This window comes from Latilactobacillus sakei (assembly GCA_002953655.1).
Lineage (GTDB): Bacteria > Bacillota > Bacilli > Lactobacillales > Lactobacillaceae > Latilactobacillus > Latilactobacillus sakei_A.
In genome coordinates, this window is sequence record CP025839.1 from 1,568,971 (window position 1) to 1,587,393 (window position 18,423).

Annotated in this window: 14 protein-coding genes, 1 tRNA gene and 2 pseudogenes; 2 read left to right on the top strand and 15 right to left on the bottom strand. The window is 42.3% G+C overall.

The genetic code is table 11. The features are described 5' to 3' along the window. The first annotated feature begins 60 nt into the window (after positions 1-60). A complete protein-coding gene (locus C0213_07820; GenBank protein ID AUX12328.1) occupies positions 61-999 on the top strand; it encodes an alpha/beta hydrolase in 939 nt (312 codons plus the stop codon). Here C0213_07820 and C0213_07825 read toward each other — a convergent pair. The 3 genes and pseudogenes from C0213_07825 to C0213_07835 all read right to left on the bottom strand — a co-directional run bounded on the left by C0213_07825 (position 953) and on the right by C0213_07835 (position 4,620). After that, positions 953-1,741 (bottom strand): HAD family hydrolase, encoded by a 789-nt coding sequence (locus C0213_07825; GenBank protein AUX12329.1) that lies wholly within the window; start codon positions 1,739-1,741, stop codon positions 953-955. The genes C0213_07820 and C0213_07825 overlap by 47 nt on opposite strands. 127 nt (positions 1,742-1,868) lie before the next feature. Beyond that, positions 1,869-4,340 (bottom strand): annotated as a pseudogene (locus tag C0213_07830) (copper-translocating P-type ATPase). A gap of 193 nt (positions 4,341-4,533) precedes the next feature. After that, a tRNA-Leu gene (locus tag C0213_07835) sits at positions 4,534-4,620 on the bottom strand. A 99-nt stretch (positions 4,621-4,719) separates the two neighbouring features. On the opposite strand from C0213_07835, the pseudogene C0213_07840 reads away from it, so the two are divergent. Continuing rightward, positions 4,720-5,550: pseudogene (locus C0213_07840) on the top strand (NAD(P)H-hydrate dehydratase). An 81-nt stretch (positions 5,551-5,631) separates the two neighbouring features. On the opposite strand, the gene C0213_07845 reads toward C0213_07840, so the two are convergent. From C0213_07845 to C0213_07900, 12 genes are all read right to left on the bottom strand, one after another. After that, positions 5,632-7,530, bottom strand: coding sequence for a hypothetical protein (locus tag C0213_07845; protein AUX12330.1), 1,899 nt, complete (start codon positions 7,528-7,530; stop codon positions 5,632-5,634). A gap of 38 nt (positions 7,531-7,568) precedes the next feature. Then, on the bottom strand, positions 7,569-8,582 hold the full coding sequence (locus C0213_07850) for a cell surface protein (protein ID AUX12331.1): 1,014 nt from the start codon (positions 8,580-8,582) through the stop codon (positions 7,569-7,571). 17 nt (positions 8,583-8,599) lie between these two features. After that, positions 8,600-9,349 carry a WxL domain-containing protein gene (locus C0213_07855; GenBank protein AUX12332.1) on the bottom strand — a complete coding sequence of 250 codons (750 nt, stop codon included), beginning with the start codon at positions 9,347-9,349 and terminating at the stop codon, positions 8,600-8,602. Positions 9,350-9,383: 34 nt separating this feature from the next. After that, entirely contained in the window at positions 9,384-10,037 is a 654-nt protein-coding gene (locus C0213_07860) for a WxL domain-containing protein (GenBank protein ID AUX12333.1), read from the bottom strand. Further along, positions 10,027-10,335 carry a hypothetical protein gene (locus tag C0213_07865; protein ID AUX12334.1) on the bottom strand — a complete coding sequence of 103 codons (309 nt, stop codon included), beginning with the start codon at positions 10,333-10,335 and terminating at the stop codon, positions 10,027-10,029. The genes C0213_07860 and C0213_07865 overlap by 11 nt, the downstream gene beginning before the upstream one ends. Positions 10,336-10,365: 30 nt before the next feature. Then, on the bottom strand, positions 10,366-13,020 hold the full coding sequence (locus tag C0213_07870; protein AUX12335.1) for a hypothetical protein: 2,655 nt from the start codon (positions 13,018-13,020) through the stop codon (positions 10,366-10,368). 17 nt (positions 13,021-13,037) lie between these two features. After that, positions 13,038-13,511 carry a signal peptidase I gene (lepB, locus tag C0213_07875; protein AUX12336.1) on the bottom strand — a complete coding sequence of 158 codons (474 nt, stop codon included), beginning with the start codon at positions 13,509-13,511 and terminating at the stop codon, positions 13,038-13,040. Positions 13,512-13,528: 17 nt separating this feature from the next. Further along, complete coding sequence (locus C0213_07880) at positions 13,529-14,344, bottom strand: hypothetical protein (protein ID AUX12337.1); 816 nt, start codon at positions 14,342-14,344, stop codon at positions 13,529-13,531. Between the two features lie 15 nt (positions 14,345-14,359). Beyond that, positions 14,360-14,836, bottom strand: a complete 477-nt coding sequence (locus C0213_07885) for a hypothetical protein (protein AUX12338.1) — start codon at positions 14,834-14,836, stop codon at positions 14,360-14,362. Between the two features lie 28 nt (positions 14,837-14,864). After that, positions 14,865-15,275, bottom strand: coding sequence for a hypothetical protein (locus C0213_07890; GenBank protein AUX12339.1), 411 nt, complete (start codon positions 15,273-15,275; stop codon positions 14,865-14,867). Positions 15,276-15,683: 408 nt separating this feature from the next. Beyond that, positions 15,684-16,403, bottom strand: a complete 720-nt coding sequence (locus tag C0213_07895; GenBank protein AUX12340.1) for a 16S rRNA pseudouridine(516) synthase — start codon at positions 16,401-16,403, stop codon at positions 15,684-15,686. Continuing rightward, the gene (locus C0213_07900; GenBank protein ID AUX12341.1) at positions 16,400-18,037 is read right to left on the bottom strand and encodes a transporter; all 1,638 of its coding nucleotides are present in this window, start codon (positions 18,035-18,037) and stop codon (positions 16,400-16,402) included. The genes C0213_07895 and C0213_07900 overlap by 4 nt, the downstream gene beginning before the upstream one ends. Positions 18,038-18,423 lie beyond the last annotated feature (386 nt).

Consider the following 18,423-nt stretch of genomic DNA (forward strand, 5'->3'; position numbering starts at 1 on the left):
TTTTTTTGCTATCATATCAGCGTTTCTGTTAAAATAAGCGATAAATGGAGGCGCTTAAACATGAAAAAATTTACCGTACAATCAACCGACCGTCAGCATCAACTCCATGTGGTTGCTTGGCTACCAACTCAAAAACCAATTGCAGTTGTCCAGCTTTTAACCGGCATGGCCGAATATATCGAACGCTATGATGCACTCGCTCAATTTTTAGCCGCTCGCGGCATCGTCGTGATTGGTCACGATCATGTGGGTCAAGGACACTCCGTTCAGACGACCGATGAACTCGGCTATTTTGGCCCCCATGGCTTACAGACACTCTTAAACGATTGTACTTTAATCGGGCGCATCGCCCATGAAGAATACCCCGAATGCCCGCTATTTGTGTTGGGCCATTCGATGGGGTCAATGCTTGCCACTCAATATGTCAAACAAACAACTGTCCCACTGGCTGGCGCAATTTTTATGGGCGTTATTGACGTCCCAGTCGTGCTCAAGCCTGTTTTACCACTTGTCAATTTAATCGGGGCTCTTGCGCCTAAACAACCCGGTAAGCTTTTGAATAACCTGGCTTTCGGGGTTTATCCTAAACGCTTTGACGCCAAACGGCCATTCTCGTGGCTTAGTTATAACCAGGACAATGTGGCAGCCTACGAAAAACATCCCCTTTGTGGCTACGTATTCAGTAATAACGGCTTTGCGATGTTATTGACACTGACAGAATTAACGCGCCACGCCGATTGGCAACTGGCCTTAAAAGAACGCCCAGTGCTAGTGCTGAGTGGTCAAGACGATCCTGCCGGCGGTTATGGCCGCCGCGCCCGCCATTTAACGACACAATTTAAAAAGCACACCGTCACTAACGCCACGGTGCGCATTTTGCCACATACAGCGCATGAAATTTTACAAGAAACAAATGCGGTTGAACAGCAACAAGCGATTTATGCTTGGTTGCTTACAGCAATTTCTCAATCTCCTGCAACACGCCATAATTCTCGTTAGTATCCGCGCGGTAGGTGGCATATTGCAACATATCATCATCCGCATTACCCATTAAATAACTGTATTTAACTGTTTGGAGCATTTCTTTATCATTATACGTATCCCCAAAGGCCATCATTTCAGCCGTTGAAATATTGAAATGATTAGCTAAAAAGCGCATCGCGTGGCCTTTATCAATCCCTTTGTTCATGATATCGACCCACTCCACACCAGCCACGGCCACTGAATAGTCAGCGCCAAATGTTGGCCCGTAAATTTGTTCGTAAAAATCGCGACTATTGGCTTCTGGGAAATAAACCGTAAATTTATCCGCTTCAACACTCACTTGCGTTAAATCGGGAACGTATTTGATTTCGGCATAGAATTGACGGAATGTCGCATCTAAAGCTTGGTATTGTTCTTCAATATAAACGGCATCCATTCCACAAATCATCCCGATTCCGGTTTGGCTCTCATTCACAAAAGCGACCATCCGTTGATAATCAGTCAATGGCAATAAGCTCTTGAAGATAATCTCACCTTGATAACTGATGACCCCGCCATTATCGCCCACGAGGCACATGTCATTTTCTAACTTAGCAAACATCTGCTTCAACGTATAGAGTGGCCGACCACTCGCCGCTGTGAAAATGATGCCTTTGGCCGTTAATTGTTTAACAACTTGTTCAAAATTCGGTGGCAACTGGCCACTTTCGTTTAATAAGGTATGATCCATATCTGATGCAATTAATTTAACTGTCATGCTTAACGCTCCCCTATCCTTAGTTACCTTAATAATATAACGGTTTCGGTCCGTCGTCGCAACCGTTTACATCTAACTCATTAAAAATAGCACTGACGCATTTAACGCGTCAGTGCTATTTTCGGTTTTATGCTAATTTTAATCGTTTTAGGCGTAGTGCATTTAATAACACTGACACTGAACTAAAACTCATCGCCGCCCCAGCAATCATTGGGTTTAAAAGTGGTCCCCAAAACAAGTGCAGGACCCCCATTGCGACTGGAATCCCGAGAATATTATAGGCAAAAGCCCAGAAAAGATTCTCTTTGATATTTTGCATCGTTTTTCGACTTAACTTGAAAGCCGTTGGAACGGCCATTAAATCATCGTGCATCAACACAATATCGGCTGATTCAATGGCCACATCTGTCCCTGAACCAATTGCTAAGCCAACATCGGCTTGCGCTAAAGCCGGCGCATCATTAATCCCGTCACCAACCATCGCCACTAATTGGCCGGTTGCTTGTAAGGTTTTAATTTGCGCTGCCTTTTGTTCTGGTAAAACATCACTAATCACTTGTTCGATTCCAACTTGGTGCGCAATTGCTTGAGCCGTCTTTTGGTTATCCCCGGTCAACATCACGACTTGAATCCCCATCTTTTGCAGGCGACTGATGGCCGCTTGACTCGTTGCTTTAACCGGATCAGCCACCGCAATTACCCCTTGTAATTGACCGTCTTGGGCCAAGTACATCGGTGTCTTGCCTTGTTCGGCTAATTGTTGCGCCGTTTTCAAACCGACTTCGATTACAACGCCATTTTCAGCCATCAATTGTTGATTTCCAAATAAAATTGTCTGGTTCGCAACTTGGGCGGATAGCCCGTAACCCGGAATGGCTGTGAAATCGGCCATTGCTGATAAGGTTAATTCACGTTCACTGGCCGCTTGGCTGATTGCACTCGCTAATGGGTGTTCCGAACCGACTTCTACGCTGGCCGCCAATTGTAACAAGTCATCTTCAGTGCCCTGATAAACAACCATATCAGTCACGATTGGTTGGCCAACGGTAATCGTCCCCGTTTTATCCAATACAACGGTTTGAATATGTTGTGCCGTTTCAAGTGCGTCACCGCTCTTAATCAAGACGCCATTTTCAGCCCCTTTACCAGTGCCCACCATAATGGCCGTGGGGGTTGCTAGCCCTAAGGCACATGGACACGCAATTACTAAAACTGAAATCGTAATCGTTAACGCAAAGAGCCACGATTCTTGCCCTAAAAAGAACCACGCTAATCCGGATAATACGGCCAACCCAATCACGATTGGGACAAAAACGCCTGCAATCTTATCCGCTAACCGAGCGATTGGAGCCTTAGTCCCTTGCGCCTGTTCGACCAATTGGACAATTTGCGCCAAGGCCGTATCTTTGCCAATCTTAGTGGCTTTAAATTGGAAATGACCGTTTTTATTTAAGCTCGCCCCAATGACAGCATCGCCAACTTGTTTTTCAACCGGTAAACTTTCACCGGTAATTAGCGATTCATCAACTGCGGAATGGCCCGCGATTACTTCCCCATCAACCGGCACTTTTTCGCCAGGACGGACCACAAGCACGTCGCCGACCACCACTTCAGCTACATCAATCGTCGTTTCGACACCCTCGCGTAAAACCGTCGCTTGTTTAGGCGCTAAATTCAACAATTTTTCGATTGCTGATGAGGTCTGCCCCTTAGAACGCGCTTCAAAATATTTACCCAACGTAATCAACGTCAAAATAACACTGGCTGATTCATAATAGAGGCTCATCACTAAATCGACATGTCCACTGATAATCGCTAAAGTGGCGATTAAGCTGTAACCCCAAGCAGCGCTAGTACCGAGCGCAACTAAGGAATCCATATTGGGATGCCCATTGAATAACGCCTTAAACCCGACAATGAAAAATTGCCGGCCCCAATATAACACTGGTAACGTCAATACTAGTTGGGTGACCGCAAAGTTAACCGGCGCTTGCATCGGTTGCCAAAACGTCGGTAGCGGTAAGCCAACCATATGCCCCATCGATAAATATAAAAGCGGCAACGTCACAAGAGCCGATAACCAAAAACGCCGCCAAAGCGCTTGTAAATGAGCCGTGCGTTTGGCCTGAATCGCCTGCGCTTCTTTTTCCGGATCAATCTGTTCTGTTGCGCCATAACCCGCTGCGCTCACCGCGTCTTCAATCGCGGTCACCGATAATTCGGAATCGTCATATTCGACCTGCATTTTTTCAGTGGCCAAATTGACCGCCGCTTTTTGCATGCCCGGTAATTTTTGCGTTGCCCCTTCAATCGTTTGTGCACAAGAAGCGCACACCATCCCATCAATGTTAAACGTTTTGGTTGTCATTTGCTGGTTGCTCCTTTCAATCCGGTAATCCTAGTCGACCGTGTAGTGTGTCCCTTCAAGTGCTGCTGCCAAGGTCGCATGATCAATTTCAGTAGCCGTTTGGAGCGTTGCTTGTTTTTGGTCTAAACTCACTTCAACCGATTGAACCCCTGCGATTTTTGAGAAGCGTTCCTGTACGTTTTGCGTACAACCATCACATTTCATCCCTGTAATTTTAACGATTTGTGTCATTGTTATATCCTCCAATATCTACATTTGTAAACTAATTGTTCAAAAAAATAACCGCCTCAGCGAAACGATCATTTATTCAATAAAGTTAGTTTACAACCGTAGACTTAAAAAGTCAACCTAATCATCCTAAGCAATAAAAAGAGACTAACTGAGTTGCTAAAAACAACTCGGTTAGCCTCTTATAAGCACTTCGTGATGCCCGTGGCAGGATTCGAACCTGTACTCGGTTACCCAAACAGCGACCTGAACGCTGCGCGTCTGCCAGTTCCGCCACACGGGCGATTTGCTACATGACTATTGTACCAGTGTTATGAAGCCCTGCCAATACCCTTTTAACACTATTTCGCTTATAATAGAGGCAACTAAAGGAGGTCATCAGATGCAAATTATCACAGACGAGTTAGCCCGCCAAGTAATTGTCGCTCGGCCCGCTATTAGTCACAAAGGCGATTTTGGCCGTATTTTAATCATCGGCGGTAGTCAGCAATATGGCGGTGCTGCTATTATGAGCGCCTCTGCTGCCGTTTATGCCGGGGCGGGGTTAGTTTCCGTGGCTAGCGATTTAAGCATTCTCGCTAGCCTGCACACCAGCTTACCCGAAGCCATATTTATTGATTACCGGCAACCCTTCGTCCAATGGGCACCCACTGTTCAAGCCGCCGATGTCATCGTGATTGGTCCAGGACTTGGACTAAGCGCCTTTGCATTGCTGCTTTTAAAACAAGTCTTGCAAGCTGTTCGTCCTGAACAGACGCTCTTAATCGATGGTTCTGCGCTTACCTTAATCGCCCGCGAAAAACTCGCCCTACCAGATGCGCAACTGATTTTAACACCCCACCAAATGGAATGGGCGCGTCTAAGCGGCCTATCGATTGCACAATAAACTGTCGCCAATAATCAAGCGGCACTGGCTGATTATCCAAAGGCCACGCTCGTACTAAAAAAACACCACACCGAAATTTATCACCAAACACAAGTCAGTCAACTCATGATTGGCGGACCCGCAATGGCGACCGGTGGTAGTGGTGATACTTTAACCGGGATTATCGCTGCTTTTTGTGGTCAATTCGGGACCAATTATCAAACTATTAGCGCTGCGGTCTATACGCACAGCGCCATTTCAGATCAACTCGCCCAAAAGCAATACGTCACTTTACCCACTCAAATGATTCAAGCTTTACCCCCATTTATGGCGCAAATGGCTCGTTAAACTTTAAAAACACAAAAATACTAGCCAATGACTGATATCAGTTATCGACTAGTATTTTTGTTAGCTAGTATAGCTTCAAATTTAATGACTCTTTCTTAGCTTCCGATAGAAACCAAGTACAACTGCACTAAGTGCTAATACCGTTCCCAGCACTGAAAGCAGTACTGGATTAGCAACCCCGGTTTTTGGTAATTGTTTCTTAACCGGTTGTGGTTGGGGCTTAATAGTTGTAATTTGCCCTTTTGAATGATCGTTAGGCTTTGTAACTTGGTGTTTATCATTATTGGGTTGGGTTTGTTGGTTTTGATTTGGCGTTTGATGATTAGTTGTTACTTTACGATAAACAAACTTAATGGTGATATCATCTTTCCCCAAAATACCAGCTGCATTCTTAGGCATCGCAATTAGTTGATAGCCTTTGATAGCTGCGGCACTCGCCTTGTAGTGATCGCCTTGTTGGCCAGTCTTAGTAATTGATTTAACTAATTCATGACCTTGTTCATCCACATAACGCGCCGTCATTTTAACATGAGTTGTTGGCACCGTCGTGGTTGTCTCTTTTTGATATTCATAAACAACGGTTTGTCCTGACGTTGTATATTGACCCTTGGCATTAGCCGGTGTCTTCACTAATCGATAACCCGTAATCATTTTCGCATTGGTTTGATAAGCGCTATTCAACTGACCAGTTAAAATATCCGATTTAGCAATTTCTTGACCGTCAGCATCCACATACCTAACCGTCACGGCTTTAGCTGTCGGTAACACTGCATCTTTGACATACGTGTAAATCACTGTTTGGTCCTTATCGGTAAAAGTTCCGTTAGCGTTGCTTGGTGTTTGACTTAAATGGTACCCCGCAACAGTTTTAGCGTTTGTTTTGTAAGATGAGCCTAATTCACCCGTCAGTGTTTCACTAGCTGCTAATTTTTGACCCTTTTCGTCAACGTAATTGACGGTTACAACTTTAGCCTCAGGTGCCACAGCGTCCTTAGCATACGTATAGGTGACTGTTTGCGCCTTATCAGTGAACATCCCTGTAGCATTGTTTGGTGTTTGTACGATGTGATACCCAGCGATGGTCTTAGCGGCGGTCTTATAGCTCGCACCAATTAGGCCCGTCAAGGTTTCACTATCAACCAATTTTTGTCCATTAGCATCGACATAATTAACCGTGACTGGTTGTGCCGTTGGTTTGATATCATCTTTTTTGAAATGTAAAACACCAGTCATCATTTTCCCTTGTTCATTAAGATATGAGAATGTGAAAGTTGTATCCTTCGTATTTGAGTAAGCAGGACTTGTGACTAGTCCGTCATGCTTATTAATCCCTTCGTAACTATAATTAGGGACATTTTCGCCTCGAATGATGATACTATACTGAACTTGATCAACATTAATTGTAGTATGGCGAGCAGTAGCTGCAACCTTCACATTAACCCCTGGCGCAACATCACGAATAATCGAATTTGAATCACCATTTAAAGCGGCTTTTTCAATTTCAGTCGTATCAAAAAAGAAATCTTTCGTCCCCGCCGTTTGGCGAGTATTAATGAACTTCATCTGTCTAAGATGCCATGTTGTGCCAATCTTTACAAAATATTGAATCGTCGTCCCCGCCTGAATATAACCAGAATCACCTAACAATAAACAATTATCATTCGTTGGTGAACCAGTTGGATCAAAGATGGCCCCTCTAAAACTAGCACCTTCTGTATTCAAACTAAAATGCCAACTAAAACCATCTGGTAATGGCGCTTGCTTTAAATCGCCATCCAATGCTGGGCTAAGATCAACGGTTGTCGTATTTTCGACAACATAACCGTGCGTACTAACCGGTTTAGCCATTGCAACTGGTTGTGCTACTCCAGTGGTAGTTGTTGGTGTGGTTGCAAATGTTGTCAGCGCTGGACTAATTGCTGGTAGTACCATGCCTGAAATTAACAAGCTTGTTGCTAGTTTTGATTTTAATGTTTTCATGAATTATTCTCCCAAAATAATTTACTGCTCCCTAAAACCTATGCTTCTTTTTGATGGTCTCTTAATTTGCGCATTAAAATCACAATGATAATAATTAAAATCAAGACGATGCCGGCCCCCGCAATAAGATAGAGGTTTGTGTGATTTTGTTCGATCGACACATCTTTCTTATTGTATTTGTTGGCTTCAGCGCTCTTGATTTCAAAGTCTTTTTGGAACCGCCAATGTTGCTGACCGCTCTTGGCCGTACCCTTGAAGGTATAGCGTCCTGGTTTAAAAGTCTTGCTATTCAAACTAATCCCAAAGTTAAAGTTTGAATTAGGGGCCATCCGTAATTTATCGCGCTTCGCTTGATAAAGCACTTTTGAATCGCCTTTTTCATATATTTTGCCTGAAATTGTCAAATCAGTTAAAATCGCGGCTTGATCATTTTGAATATTAGCATTGACCACATTCCGGTAGTTCACTTGACTTGGTTTCACCGATTTTAAATGTAAATCCGGTTTAACTTGCTTGTCAGTTTCCGTCAACTTAACCCCAATTACATAGGCGTAGCGGTTCACAATTTGACTCGATTCGCTACTCTTAGTCTTGGTGTCTGCCACCTTTTCGCTGAAGTAGATACCACCTAAAACGGTGCCATCAAACGATGCTTTAGGCATTTTAACCTTCACCTTAATCGGTTGGCTACTTTTTGCGGGTACCGTGACTTCTTTATTAGTGGTCGCGATATCTTTAAATGGTCTTTTTAAGGATTTGTCATTTTTCTTTTGTTCGTTATAGGCAACAATCCCGTTATCGTTAGTAGTGGCCGTATTGGGCAATACATTAACCGTGACCGGTTTGGCGGTATCATTACGCATATTAACCACTAAATCTTGTTCTTGTCCGGGTTGCATCTTCAAATCAAAGTAACTCTTAGTTTTATCAACCTGATTCTTCGGAATTTCAGCCTGGACTGAAAACTGCATTTCGGCTGCCGCGGCGGGCTTCACCGATAATACTAAGAATGCTAATCCCGCCAACAATAACCCTAAACCTTTTTTCTGCATGTTTAACGCTCACTTTCTTATGCTGGTGAATCGGTTAAAGTCCATGTTAATGTGGTCTTATATTCACCTTGTACTTTTTTAGTCTTACCCGGGACAAACATTGAGATGCTTTGTTTAGCCGCCGGATTATCCTTACCAAAACGATCTAACCAAGTCCCCGTTCCTTTATTAACAGTCGCATCAATCACGTCTGAGGCAGTGCCAGGTACTAAATTAATTTCGGTACTTGCAGTCGGTGCATCACCGTCATTAGGCGTTGAGAGCGTCCCATTTTTCATTGTGATTAAGGCACCATCTAACGTATCGTTACCGTTTTTAAATTGTGTATCCTGTGTGACTGATAAATGCCACCCAGCGTTACTCCCACGTTTATCCGTTACTTGAACGAAATCTGGTACTTCAACTTCTTTACCAGTACTATCAGTTACTTTGTCGAGACTTGCGTAGTAAGTCGCATCTGTCCCGGTTGTTTTTTGTTCCCCAAATTTAATATTCGAAACGTAATCGATACTCAATGGCCCAGCACTTGGATTTTCATGGCCAGGATCAGTTGGTGTCACTGGTTTGGTTAGATCTGGGTTAGTCGGATCAATTGGGGCCGTTGTACTATTATCGACAACGTACTTGATAGAACCGATTGAATGAGCGATACCGCCATCGGTTGCTACTGGCGCAGCCGCGTGAACTGCATTGCTTTGCCCGGTTAAAAAGCCCACAGCTAATAAGCTGGCCATTGTCAATGTTGTGTATTTGATTGTCTTTTTCATAATTTAATAACTCCCCTATATTTAGATATCAGAATTAAGCAGGTGTATCCGCTAATGTCCAGATTAATGATGTTTCGTACACACTATCTTTTACTTTGGCAGTTGCCCCAGGAACTTTCAAATTAATACTTGTTGCGCCTGATTTATCATCACCAAAGTTAGCTTTCCAAGTCCCCATACCTTGATCTTGTTGGGCCACAGCAACATCAAATGCCGCACCCGGTGTCGCAGTTGTCCCTGGGACCAATGCAATCTTAGCCCCGCCAGTTGGTGCGCCAGCTTGATTATCTGCATCAGTTGTCATATTAATGTTATCTAATGTTATTTCGGCCCCCGATAATTCTTTGGCCGCGGCATCTGTTGACGTTAACTGCTTCCCTTGCGCCACTTGTAATTTCCAGCCCACATTAGTGCCTCGGATATCAGTCAATTGAACAGCATTGGCAACATCGTTAGTCCCATCATTGTCCATTTTTGCTGAATAGGTTTCTTCCTTAGCAGAAATACTTTGCGTACCAAAATGAATATCTGAAGCCTTATCAATCGTCAACGGCGTTGCGGATTGCGTAAAGTTAACGTCCCCTTTAGTGGTTGATTGAATTGGTGTCGCCGAAAATGCGGTGGTTGCTGGGCCAGTGACCCCAGCCAATAATAAACTACTTGTTAAAATAATGTGCTTAACCTTCATGATAAAATCTCCTTTTTTTGGTTATCAAGTAACCGATTATTAGTAAACTCCCCAAAACTTGTAACTGCCAGACTGAAGTGGCCCCCGTTTGTGGTAACCGTGGTGCAGGTTGTGTAACGGTTGACGGTACCTCATGTTGACCATCTTCAATCACAGGCGGATCGGTCGTTGGGATATATGTCCGATCAAACCCGATGTTCGCTTGACTCGTGGCAGTGGCCGCACGAACATCAACCGTACTAACACTGATGAAAAACAGCATTAATACCAACGGTATTAAAAAGCGACTCTTAGACACCTCAATTCCTCCCTACTAATTAGATTTAGACTACGCTGGTGCATCAACCAAGGTCCATTGCATCGTCCCAGTATAGCTTCCCAATTTAGCTAACCCGGGTGCGATACTTAAGGTAGGTCCTGCATCAGCAGCCCATTGCACATCTTGATAATCTGCAGTGCTAGACTTACCATCATAAACATCAACCGCATTAGTCGTATTAATGACTTGATTAGGTTGCCCAGTCTTCTTAAAGATGACGCTATCGCCAAGACTGTCACCATTGCTATTCTTTAATTCGGAAACAAGGTTAGCGGTAATATGCCAATCGGTCTTATTTAAACGCGTATCTTCAATCTGCATCTTCCAATCAGATAATTTGCGCTTAATCTCGGTCGTCATGTTTGCAATCTGACTATTAGCAAAACTCATGGTACCGGGAACAGAAGTAAATAATAGTTGGCCATTTTTAATGGTCATATCGTTATTCAATGCTGGTAGTTCCTGTGTATTACTCAATAACACTTGATGATTGAGAATCGCCGTATCAGTGAAAGCTTCTTTAGCAGTAACGCTATAGCGTAATTTAATTTTTTCAGTTGGTTTTAAATCAATATCTTTAACATTGACCTGGTAGCCATCTGCATTTTCTTGAACGTCGCTGCCCGGAATAGCTTCCCAACTACTTGTATTTGGTTTTTGCATTTCAAAAGTAGCTGGATCAATTGATACTTTATCCTTATCAACCGCTTTAATTTTTTCATTCATTTTGCCAATCTTAAAATCAACTGCATCATCATTTTGTAAGATACTAATCATCTTAAATGGCTTATTTTTGACGTATTTAATCTGATTACCAGCACCAACACTGGGATCTTCGGCTTGGAAAGACTGTGTTACTTTAGGCAATTTGGCTTCTATATCGAGTACAATTGTCGCAATTAATTGGTGCTTCTCATTCATATCATCTGTTAATGTTTCTTGAGTATGATCCATTCGAATTACATATTGCGTATCTTTGCTTGTCGGTGATAATGTAATGCTAGGATCCGCAGGACCATCATAAATAGTTTTCCCAGCAGTATCTATTATTTGATAGGTATGGCCTGATAATAGCGGTGTTGTATCACCGGTCGTTACTGTCCTTGATCCTAATCCTAAATTTAGAATATGCTTATCCGTCGTATCTAAGTTAGCATTTAAATTATCAAAAACCTTTATCTTTTGACTACCACTAATTAACGGTATTTCAACCCATCCATTGATATCCTTATAGACTGGGTTTATATAATTAATAAGTTGTTTTGTATTACTATCACTACTATTAACTTGCCTTTTTAAAAACACGTCACTGGACTCAATAATCCTAGACTGTGGATCTATAATTGTAAGTTGAGTCCCGGCTAGGTTGTATCGACGGATAGGAAAATTCGTTGCTACTTTTTCCGATATAATTCCCATCATTTTATGATTACCAGACAAAAAGAGACTAGACAAATCTAAATTATTGTTAGGTAAATTAGCATAAGAACTTGGAATATTCCCTTCTAAATCATTGTCTGAAAGATCCAATTCTTCTAGTGACTTACAATTTCCTATACTTTCTGGAATACTCCCTTTTATATTATTATTATTTAAAGTCAGTTTTTTTAAATTTTGTGCATTTCCTATATTTTCCGGAAGTTCTCCTGAAACATTAGTGTCTCCTAGCTCAATAGTATCTAATGTAGGTATATCGAATAACTCTTTTGGAAGTGGCTTCCCACCGCAAAAGTTTTTCACTCCATAAACCTTAAAATCCTTCAAGAATTTCAATTTTCCTATTTCGGCAGGGATGGTACCAGAAAGATTAATATTTCTAGGTTCTGCAGTATAAATTCCCATCTCAAAGACCTTAACATTAGGCAGATATTCTATTCCTCTAGGTATATACCCTTCCTTTACGTCTTCCTCCGATACATACCTTAAGTCAATTCGAGTAATTTTTTTTAAATCACCAAACGTAACATTTCCTTGGCTAATATCAAATCCATTTACTTTTATCACTGCTAATAACCATCTTTGATTATCAAAATCATCTGTGGTTACAATATCTGTATCCGCATGGTCCGGTAGGTCTTTTGTACTGTTCTTTTGTTGTTGCGTTGCTTCTTTTGTAGCTAAACTCTGACTACTTGTGGTATTTGGTTCTTGTAGCCCAGGCACCGCTACTTTTTCCGATAACGTTGCTTGATTATTACTTTGAATGCTACTTGTTGGGGTACTTTCCACCGGTGTAATTGTAACCGATGTAGGGGCAGTATTAACGGGTGTGTCATTCCGTGTCGTTTGCGCCTTGAAGACGTATGTCCCCGCCTGAGCTGCTTTAACCGTTAGATTCACTGTTTTGGGGTGCTTAGCTAACCAATCGATCACAATTTGGTGATTAACTTGATCGTAGGTTACCCCCGCATGGGGTTGTGTAGTGGGGGTGTAGCTAAGTTTGTCTGTCAGCGGTACGACCACTTTCGTATCCGCTTGATTCTGATCAGTGATGGTTAGTTGAATCGTTTGATCTTGATTATTAACCTGACTCTTCAACGTTAAGTCGGCGACTTGCGTATCACCGGCCAAAAATTTAGGCACTACTAGATAAATACCAACACTCAGGAATACGCCTAAACAGGTTATTAAAGCTGTTAAAACTAATCGCTTTTTGCGTTTCATTATGCTCATCTTTCCTCCTATAATCTGACTTTCCCGATAATATCGTCATAATCCACGAATCCAAAGGTTCGACTGTCGGTTGATTTTTGGCGATTATCGCCTAAGACAAACAACTTTTTATCCGGCACAATGCTTTGTCCCGTGCTTGTTAAGAGGCTGAACTTTGGTGTTGGCCCTTGTTTGTCAAAACGCTCAATGGGTTTATCGTTAATGTATAAAACTCCACCGCTGGCATAAACCGTATCCCCCGGTAAGCCGATAATCCGTTTAATAAACGTTTTATCGGCCATACTAGGAACGTTTAAGGCAATTACATCACCGCGTTTTAAGCGTGTCGGGTTCTTCATCACGACTACCATTTCGTTATTGCGAAAGGTGGGCTTCATTGATTGCCCATCGACGCTCGCAATTTCGAAAAATTGCGCGAGTGATAATACTAACGAAATGACAACTGCGAGACTTACGCCGCCTAAAATCAATTGCTTCTTCAGTAGAACTTGTCGTGATTTTACCGTTTCGTGATAGGTGCGATTTTTTTTTTAATTTTAGCCAATAACGTCCCGGCTGAATCAGTCGCTACCGGCACTTTAGAACTAGCTGCTGTACGATCCACTCGTTGCGGTTTGTGTCGCGCGGTTCTAATGGGCACCACTTTCGGCGCCATCGGGACCGTTTCAACTTCCGTTGTTTCAGTAGCCTCTTTATTCTCATAGAGCTTAGCCAGTAAATCTTCAATCTTAGCTTGAAGTTCGGCCTCTGGATCTGTTAATTCTGATGCTGAATTTTCTGTCATTTCATCTGCTTTTTTTTTCAAATTACTAACCTTCTTTGGAACGACAATTTCTTGTTGTGGTTTTTGGCGCATCACCGCTTGTTCAAAATCAAATAATTCGAAGAAAAGCGTCGCCATTTGTTGCTTGATACTTTCGTATAATTCATTTTGGCCATAACCCATTTCTGCGATGGCTGCCGTTAAAACTTGTTCGGCGTCGACTGAATCGCTATAGGACCAAGAAACCGGCACAAATTCTAAACGATACCGATCATCGGCGTGCTCGACAACCCGCGTCCAAATAAATTGGGGAAAGGCACTCTTCAACAAGCGAACAATCCGCCGAACCGGCACCCGGGCATGACCGGTAATATCAACTTCAAAGTAATAACGCATCTCTAAATATTGAACGTAGATCTTCGGACTTGGTAGTGTACTGGCATATTTCGTAATGATTTTTTTGTAAGTTTTAATGATTTGTTCCGGATCACTTTCGAACACCAACTGATCATTTTGTTCACTGGGGATCGCGCCGCGATATAGTTTAATCATTCTTCTTCACCCCATCTATTGGTGCGTTTGTTCATTTGGGCCTTGCGCAATCTCATCAATACGCGTCATCCAAGTTGATAAATCATTTTCGATTTGGGTTTTAACCTTCATTAAGTTGGCTTGGAAAACGTCTGCTTCAGCCTTAACCGTTTCAAGCGCTGCTTTTTTCGTTAATTCATAGTCACGTGCTTCTTTCTCGGCCTTTTTAACCATTTGATTGGCGGCGACTTTGGCCGCCACCATAATCTCAGAGATATCTTGACTATCAAGTTCCGAAATATGACTTTGACTTTGTGTTTTTAAGTGGCGGACTTCATGGGCTAATTGTTCCGCCTTATGGCGATATTGATTAGTTTCTTCGACTTTTTGGCGTAATTGATTATTTTCAGTCATCAAAACTTGATTCTTATCTTTTTCAGCTTGTAGGTCCGCGATAATGCGTTTGACTTCAGCATCTAGCGCTTCAATTTCTTCAATATTAATAGCTTCCATTTTTGATTCTCCTTATAAATTTCTAAGACTAGCCAAGTTGAATGGTATTAATTAGTGCGCGACTATCATCCAACTTATGAACCATCGCATCTTCTTCAGTCGCATTGATCAACTTTCCCAAAGCTTGGTTAACAGCTGCTAATTTATCCCGCCCGGCTGGTGTTAAACGGATAAAAACTAAGCGATAGTCAGCTTGTGTGCCAGTCGCTCTAAACCGTTCAACTAAGCGTTTATTCTCTAATTCTCGAGAAAGACGTGAAATCGCTGGCGTACTGATATTAAAAATCCCTGAAAGCTTAGTAGGGCTTGCTAGTTCCACGCTATCGATATAGGTCAGCAAGAAGAACTGCGTATCGGTATTTTCGAAACGGTCTAACTCCGACTTGTAAAATTGATCAATCTCTTTCTTTAATTCAAATAACTTACTAAAAAACTGCACTTTACCACCTCCAAAATACCTAACTGATTCATTCATAACTTGTGAGTTATGGTTATCAAGCAAAAAGTTTATAGTCGATAAATCTTCCACCTCAAAAGTATTTATAAGCTGAATGGCGTATCCGCTTAATTCCTTATAGCAATAGTATTTAAAAAAATTCCAAAATCAACTTGCGCAAAATTAAACAATGATATAAACTATGTTTATTGAGAAATTCACAACTCACGAGTTGCGGTTTAGCTTAATATCATTGACTTTTTAAATTTTATTTATCAATAAAAAAGTAACTTTTAATTAAATAATTATTATCATCGTGATTTTTTGCGCAAAAAAACGGCCTCATAACGTAGGTCGTTTTTTATTCGTACTTAATGAATTAAAAAATAGCAGTCCGCTAAAAGCGAACTGCTATTTTTGTGTTGCTCTTTGTAAAGCATCAATTTCGGTTGTTGTTAACGCCCGGTATTGTCCACGTTTTAAATCAGCCGGCAAGCTTAACGGCCCCATCTGAAGTCGCTCTAGTGTTAACACTTCTTTGCCAACCGCATGAAACATACGCTTAACTTGATGGAACTTACCTTCATGAATTTCAACTTCGATTAAGCTTTCTTGGCGCGCTGTATCAGTCCTTAAAATCGTCAATTGTGCTGGTTGGGCTTCAAAATCACGCAACTTTAGACCAGCCGCAAATTGTGCTTGGTCAGCCGCTGTTACCACTCCGGCAATTTTAGCGCGGTACGTTTTAGCCACGTGTTTTTTGGGACTCAATAAATCGTGGGCTAAGTCGCCATCATTGGTGATCAGCAATAGCCCCGTCGTATCCTTATCCAAGCGGCCCACTGGGAATAAGTCTTCCCGATAATCTGCTGATGCGAATAAATCCATGACCGTTTTTTGCGGATCGGTCGTGGCCGAAATCACACCCGCCGGTTTATTTAATAACCAATAAAAATTAGTTTGATAGCGAATCGGTTCGTCATCAACGTAAACCACCGTTTCTGGGGTCACTTGATATTTCGCTTCTTTGATAACTTTATCGGCCACTCGAACCCGCCCTGCCTTTAGTAATGGTTTGAGCGTTTTACGTGTACCGATATTCATATGACTTAAAAAACGATCAATTCTCATTTTAATTTCAACTTTCTTCTAAACCGGTCTAAGTTACTGCCCAAAACATAATCCGCTAATCGCGATTTCAACGCTAAAACAGCATAGACTAACCCACCAACTGCGACACTAATCACAAGGACGAGCACACTTTGAAGCCGACTTTGCGGATTAAATACTAATAATAATCCTTTAACCGTTAGTGATGTGATCAGATACATAATCACTGAGAAGCCAACGATTCCGATTAAACGGCGAATCGTTTGCCAGGCATCAAAATGATAATAGCGATGTAAGGCAGCTAACATCAAAATGGAACTCGTCGCAAAGGCTAAGCCGGTTGACACGAGCGGACCGTATACCCGGAAGAAATAAATGGCTGGGTACTGGGCCACAACTTTAACGATAAACCCAATCAATAGATAGAACAAGGCTAACCGGTTTTGGTATAACCCTTGTAAAATCGCACCTAAGACCGTGAAGAGGCCTAAGAGAATTGAAATATACGATGAAAATTGTAAGACACTAATCCCTAAGGCATCGTGTGAGTAGAACAAGGTATAAAGTGGTCCGGCCACGGCTGCCATCCCGAAAGCCGCTGGAATCATGACTAAATTAAAGAGTTGAATAGTACTGCCAATTTGTTGGCGTAATTCTTTTTGATTGCCACGCACATGAGCCGCAGACATCAATGGCACCGCCGTAACCGCCATTGCGGCCGCTAATGAAACGGTAATTGAAATCAGCTTATTCGCATTGGCGGCAAATAAGGCGTACAAATTATCAAGTTGGTGATTATTAGCAATCACGAAATCATGCATCATCGGATTAAAGGTGTATTGATCGATGATATAAACCAAGTTAACACTGGCATCGATAACGATAAATGGAATTGATTGGCGAATAATGCCCTTCAATAAATCGGTCGTCGATACTTCTAACTGATTATTACTACCGGCGATTAATTGAGAAATACGCCCGCGTTGTTTGATGTAATGGAAAATTAATAATAACAGCCCTGCAGCGGCCCCGATGAAGGCCGCAAACGTCGCTTGTGTGACAGCATCGACATAACTGCCCTTCATCACTTGCATGATCATGAAGGCCGAAACCGTCATGTAAAGCACTCGTGCGACTTGTTCGATAAACTGTGAAATCGCAGACGGTGCCATTTCGGAATACCCTTGGAAATAACCGCGCATGATACTCAAGAGCGGAATCACTAGCAACGGCCAACTTAATGAACGGAAAACCGGCACCATCCGTGGATCACCGGCTGCCAAGACTGGTGCTAGTGCATATAGCGCTAGCGCCGATAAGACACCCATCCCTAACATTAAGATCAGTGACTTTTTAAAAAGGCGTTGTCCCACGCCATATTCATTCATTTCATTATAACGCGCGATTTGTTTAGATAAGGCGCCTGGAATCCCAGCCGTTGAAATCACTAAGAAAACACTATAAATCTGATAACCCCGGGCGAACAGTGTATTGGCTTGTAAGAAATTTGAGCCAAACCAAATTGGCCATGGAATCACGTAGACAGCGCCTAAGATTCGCGAAAAAATACTGCCGGCAGTCATCCATGCGGAACCGCGTAACATCTGATTCTGTGAAGATTTATCCGTAGTCCCCGTTTTAGGTGAATTGGTCATTTCACATACTCCCTCTTTCAACATCAAAAAGCATCTTCCTACCATTTTAGATGATTGCCTGAAACCTTGCAATTCCTTTAACAAAACTTTACGAAAAAAGAGTGCTTCTAATGACGGTTAGCAACTGAGCATTAATTAAAAATAACCATTAATCTCGCTTTTAAGATTAATGGTTATTTTAGATTAAGCGGAAGTTGTTGTCATCAGAAGCACGTTTCAAATCAGAGTGCTTTAACAAGCGGTTAACTTCCGAGTATAGCATAGCTTGGTGAATGAGCCGCACAGCGGATCGTTTGCTAAGCGTCGCTAGACGGAAGAAGTTGCTCGTTAAAGCACGTTTCAGCCGATTATCTTGTGACGATTAGCCACAAAAAGAGCTGGGCCAA

Excerpts from the sequence above, each read along its gene's own strand:
- C0213_07820 (AUX12328.1), top strand. The coding sequence starts at position 61 with ATGAAAAAATTTACCGTACAATCAACCGACCGTCAGCATCAACTCCAT.
- C0213_07825 (AUX12329.1), bottom strand. The coding sequence starts at position 1,741 with ATGACAGTTAAATTAATTGCATCAGATATGGATCATACCTTATTAAAC.
- C0213_07845 (AUX12330.1), bottom strand. The coding sequence starts at position 7,530 with ATGAAAACATTAAAATCAAAACTAGCAACAAGCTTGTTAATTTCAGGC.
- C0213_07850 (AUX12331.1), bottom strand. The coding sequence starts at position 8,582 with ATGCAGAAAAAAGGTTTAGGGTTATTGTTGGCGGGATTAGCATTCTTA.
- C0213_07855 (AUX12332.1), bottom strand. The coding sequence starts at position 9,349 with ATGAAAAAGACAATCAAATACACAACATTGACAATGGCCAGCTTATTA.
- C0213_07860 (AUX12333.1), bottom strand. The coding sequence starts at position 10,037 with ATGAAGGTTAAGCACATTATTTTAACAAGTAGTTTATTATTGGCTGGG.
- C0213_07870 (AUX12335.1), bottom strand. The coding sequence starts at position 13,020 with ATGAAACGCAAAAAGCGATTAGTTTTAACAGCTTTAATAACCTGTTTA.
- C0213_07880 (AUX12337.1), bottom strand. The coding sequence starts at position 14,344 with ATGATTAAACTATATCGCGGCGCGATCCCCAGTGAACAAAATGATCAG.
- C0213_07885 (AUX12338.1), bottom strand. The coding sequence starts at position 14,836 with ATGGAAGCTATTAATATTGAAGAAATTGAAGCGCTAGATGCTGAAGTC.
- C0213_07895 (AUX12340.1), bottom strand. The coding sequence starts at position 16,403 with ATGAGAATTGATCGTTTTTTAAGTCATATGAATATCGGTACACGTAAA.
- C0213_07900 (AUX12341.1), bottom strand. The coding sequence starts at position 18,037 with ATGACCAATTCACCTAAAACGGGGACTACGGATAAATCTTCACAGAAT.